Below are 5,003 nucleotides of genomic sequence, written 5' to 3'. Positions count from 1 at the left end.
TAATAATAATAGTATTATGCAATCAAATGATTTAAATTCTACTTTTGATACGTACTGAAAATGGGGAGCCTACAACATAACCACAAAGAACACAGAGAAACACGGAGAAAATTTTGAGAAATAAATGAGTAGTGCATTATAAGCAGAGATATACAACCTCTGAGCCCCTCAGTGTCTCTGTGGTGAACAAAACTAACCACAAAGAACACAGAGAAACACGGAGAAAATTTTGAGAATTAGATGAGTAGTGCATTATAAGCAGAGATATATAATCTTTGTGCCCCTCGGTGCCTCTGTGATGAACAAAACTAACCACAGAGAACACAGAGAAACAGTGAGAAAAATAATAGTGATATGATTGAGAATACGATTACTGAAAAGATTATTGGTGGCGCCATCGAAGTGCATAAACAATTAGGTCCGGGCTTGCTCGAAAGTGCATACGAAGAATGCTTAAATTACGAATTAATAAACACCGGCTTAGGTGTTAAAAGACAAGTAGCATTACCATTGGTTTACAAAGACATAAAGTTAGATGCGGGGTATCGTATTGATTTGCTGGTTGAAAACAAAGTAATTGTGGAGATTAAATCTGTTGATACCATTGCCGAAATACACAAAGCGCAACTTATGACTTATATGAAACTTGCAGGTATTAAGATTGGATTATTAATAAATTTCAATGTACCCCGATTAAAAGAAGGAATAATAAGATGGATAATATAACCTCTGTGTACCACCGTGCCCTCTGTGGTGAAAAAAACTAACCACAGAGAAAACAGAAAAACTCGGAAAAAAAAACTTATCCCCGTTCCCTGTCCTTACCAAATAAAGGGGGTGTCCGCAAGTACAGGGTGAGGTGTCTTGTTCTAAAATAAGTTAGCAAATATTCCTTACTTAAATTTCTATAAAATGAACACAAATTGAGCAGCTATAATGCTGATTATTGGATAGGCTATTACAATTATTTCCAATGTATTAACCTCTTGTGTATTTATCAACTTTATAAAAATAATTTTGGCGATTAAGTCACTTAACGGTACCACCCTAACATTGCGCATATCAACCCATCAATTTGATGAAATGAAATGTTATCATATTTACAAACTCTTTTGAAAGCCTTTGTTGATGAAAGTGTATTCACTTATAATGAGCAAGGGTAAAGAATGACAAATCTTTCAAACAGTAACAAATCATTCGAAAAGATAGGGCTCGTTATCAAATACTAATCATCTTCATCTTTTTTCTTTTGCTGTAATTTAACAAAAGCACTTCTTCTTGGGGCAGGCATAATAGCGTCTTCACCTTTTATCGATTTCCAGATTACTTCATTCAGTTGTAAATCGGGTACAGCATCTTCTTTGGATAGATTAAAGGTTTCTGAAATTTTAGCGCTTTTGTTAACTGCTACATTTCTTTCATCTAAATTGATGTTGGCATCTAAGTGGTTATATGGCGTAAAATTGGGTTTTGAGGTAAAACAATCATATAGTGGCAAAGCCGTTGCATCATACTGACTCATGGGTGGTAAGCCTAAAATTAATTCAATCGTTCTTAATACACCACTAGTAGAATACATGGTGCTAATCACTTCATTTCTCTTGGCGTACGGACTAATTACTAAAATGGGCGAACGATGTGCATCCACATGATCCGGACCATTTTGTGCATCGTCTTCTAAAATAAATACGGCAGATTCTTTCCAAATAGGGCTATGCGATAAGTAATCAACAAATAAACCTACTGCTAAGTCATTATCCGCAACAGCGGCACTTGGACTAATACTTCCTTTTCTTTGTCCACTGGTATGGTCATTCGAAAATCTTAAAGTATTCAATTGCGGAACTTTATTTTCTGCCAAAAGTTTGTCAAAATCTTTTTTCCAGGCACTAAAACGAGTGGTGTCTTTCACAGTTAAATCAAAACCGGCATAATTGGGACAGAAATGGTTTTTCAGAGCCGGTATGCTAGCTTCTTTTCCATCAGCAAATTCTCCATAAGTTCTGTAACTAATTCCTGCTCTTTTGCAATAATCCCAAATAAAGCCATCTTTCGGGTAAGCAATTTTTCTGGAGCCCTCATAATCATAAGTTCCACCCCGGCCGCCATAGCTTATGGGCCATGTTTTTTCAACATAATCTGTAGCATAAGCAGCGGTACTCCAATTGTGTCCATCGGCACTTACTTCAGCATCTACATAAAAGTTATCTAACAAAATATATTCATTAGCTAGTTTATGTATATTGGGTGTAGTTTTTTCAGGAAAAATACAAAGTGATTTATCGCCGTTTCCTTTTTTAATATCGCCTAAAACCTGGTCGTAGGTTCTGTTTTCTTTAATGATATAAAAGACATATTTAATTGGGCTTTTTTCGCCTTCTATGGTTGGTATTGGATTGTCATCCAGGCTTTTAATGTTTGAATTGACTTTTCTGGATGGAACATTGGCATACACTTGTTTACTATATTGTTTAAGTTCCGCAGCACTAGGGATATCTATGATAGATAATGTACCTTTAAAAAGGCCTCCGATGTACTGAACCTCTTGCTTTTCAGTTGGACTTTTTTGGTAACCACTATCATCTTTTTTACTGATGGGTTGAGGACCTTTTGGATTGGGTAAGCTTGAGAAGCCTTTGCCATTCGCTACAAATATTTTCTTTCCGAAACTTTTTACATTGGTAGGATACCATCCTGTTGGGATAAAGCCTTTACTCTTGCTTCTTCCCGGTTGGCTTACGTCAAAAACTGCCAGGCAATTATTGTCTGCATTGGCAATAAACAATGTTTTTTCATCATCAGACAAGGCTAATCCATTGGTGGTAGAGCCTGTAAGATGATTAGGGAATAAACTAACTGAAATATTTTCTAAAACTTTTAGGGACTTAGTATCAATTACGGAAACGGAATTGTCATTGGCGTTGGCAACAAATAAAATACTTCCTTTTTTGTTCAAACAAAGCTCGTTAGGGTGACTTTCAGTTTTTATGGTAGTTGATATAATTTCTTTTTGTGTATCAAAAACTGCTATTGCATCTGCTCCCCAAAGGGAGATATACAAAGTTTTTTGATCCGGAGAAAGTAAACAATCGTAAGCTTCTGCACCTAAGTCAATCTGTTTAAGAATTTGTTTATTCTTTAAATTAACGATGTATAAGCTATTATTTTCTTTCGTAACGGTATACAGTAACTGCGATTTGTTGTTTACCGCAATACCGGTTGGACTTATTTTATTTGGCCATTTTTTCCCTAATTTGATGGTATCGGCATTTAACAACTTGTTTTTATAAATGGGATAAACTAAAATGATATTATCATTTCCACCAGACACATACAGCTTTTTGCTATTGGCACTAAAAGTTAAACCATACCAGGAAGTTTTAATGGGTTTTTCATCTAAAATTTCTTCTGAATTTGGATCAATCAGTTGAATACTTTGAGTACTTTGCCCATTATTAGTAACCGCCAAATAGCGATGATTAGGTGAAATTTGTATATTCAAAGGCAAGTCGCCCAATTGTAATGACCTTCCTGCAGGGCTTAATGACCAACCATTGGGTAACAAAATTTGTTTTGCTTGTGGATTATCGGTTGGTGTTTGCGCAAAGGTTACTGTTCCAAACAGTAATGCAATAGTTAATAGTAAGCTAACTTTCATAAAAATGAATTTCTGTTTAAAATTAAAGATAACACTTCATCATTGATTGATAAGTGGCATGATATAACCAAAGCTTAATATAAAATGAATTTGGATTAGTTTTATCATTAAAGTAAGTGTCGCACTGATTAGCCATGAAATTGGTAAAAAATAAATGAATTTATTATAATGGAGTGGCTAGGTGCTTATGACGTTTTAGGTGTTTTCTCAGCATTTTACAAGTACAATGTGGTTGTGCTTATATGACCCTGAAGTTCTGAATTGAATTTACATGGATATAATCAAGTTGAATGCTGAAATTACCCCACTAAGCTTAGTGGTAAAATAGTAATGTTAAGCTAAAAAGATATTACAATATGAAAAAAAGTTTATCAATAGTTTTCTCACTCATTGCATGGTTTGCAGTTTTGACACAATATTATTTGATGATAGAAAATAGCAATAATTCAATTATTGAAACGACCATACGATTCTTTAGTTATTTTACAATTTTAACTAATTCGCTTGTTGCAATTTACTTTACATTAATAGTTATTAAGATTAAAAGCGGTTTTTTAAAAATCATAGATAAGCCGGGAACTTTAACCGCTATTACAGTTTACATAACTACTGTTGGGTTAGTTTGTAAGTGTAAGCTTCCATTTTCGGACAATAAAATTCACTTACTCAAAGAATGTCCAAAGCATAATATATTTATATACTCATAATTTCTTAAAACTATTCATCAACATCTAAATAAATTTTATGGCATCAATTAACCCTTACATACATTTTAATGGAAATGCAGAAACAGCATTTTTATTCTACCGTTCTGTTTTTGGCGGCGAATTTGCCAGAATTGTACGTTTTAAAGACATTCAATTTGATAGCCCAATTAACCTGGATAAAGAAGCAGAAAAAATAATGCATATTGCTTTGCCCATTGGTAAACATAGTATATTAATGGGAAGCGATACGCCGGAACAAATGGGTAAACACAATGAAATGGAGACCAGAAGCAAAATTTCTGTGAGTGTTGAAAGTAAAGGGGAAGCGGATAGAATTTTTCACGGACTATCACAAGACGGAGAAGTAGAAATGTACATAGCAAATAGCCCTTGGGGTTCCTATTTTGGAATGTTTAGAGATAAATTCGGTATTGAGTGGATGATAGATTTTGATCCACAATATAAAGGGCAAGTATAAACTACAATTGATGCTTTCTAGTTTCTTTCCTCCTTACATATTTCACCATAACAAGTTTATTGTGGTAAATGAATAGACTTGTTTTGGTATTCAATGTTTGAATGATTTACATTCCTACTATAAGCAGTTGAAAATTGGTATTGATTGTTTATTGAATTTT

General features: G+C 34.1%; 3 protein-coding genes. 2 read left to right on the top strand and 1 reads right to left on the bottom strand.

What is annotated here, in order from left to right; genetic code table 11:
- Nucleotides 1–354 precede the first annotated feature (354 nt).
- A complete protein-coding gene (locus ACP5P5_RS13310; protein ID WP_428286603.1) occupies nt 355–726 on the top strand; it encodes a GxxExxY protein in 372 nt (123 codons plus the stop codon).
- Nucleotides 727–1,225: 499 nt separating this feature from the next.
- Here ACP5P5_RS13310 and ACP5P5_RS13305 read toward each other — a convergent pair whose 3' ends face one another.
- Entirely contained in the window at nt 1,226–3,658 is a 2,433-nt protein-coding gene (locus ACP5P5_RS13305; RefSeq protein ID WP_428286602.1) for an alkaline phosphatase family protein, read from the bottom strand.
- A 744-nt stretch (nt 3,659–4,402) separates the two neighbouring features.
- Between ACP5P5_RS13305 and ACP5P5_RS13300 the strand changes: the two genes are divergently transcribed.
- Nucleotides 4,403–4,843 carry a VOC family protein gene (locus tag ACP5P5_RS13300; RefSeq protein WP_428286601.1) on the top strand — a complete coding sequence of 147 codons (441 nt, stop codon included), beginning with the start codon at nt 4,403–4,405 and terminating at the stop codon, nt 4,841–4,843.
- Nucleotides 4,844–5,003: the final 160 nt, after the last annotated feature.

Origin of the sequence: Hydrotalea sp. (genome assembly GCF_049968455.1) — a bacterium.
Classification (GTDB): Bacteria; Bacteroidota; Bacteroidia; order Chitinophagales; family Chitinophagaceae; genus Hydrotalea.
Note: the sequence above shows the minus strand (reverse complement) of the source record. Positions and strands in the feature narration are given on the sequence as shown.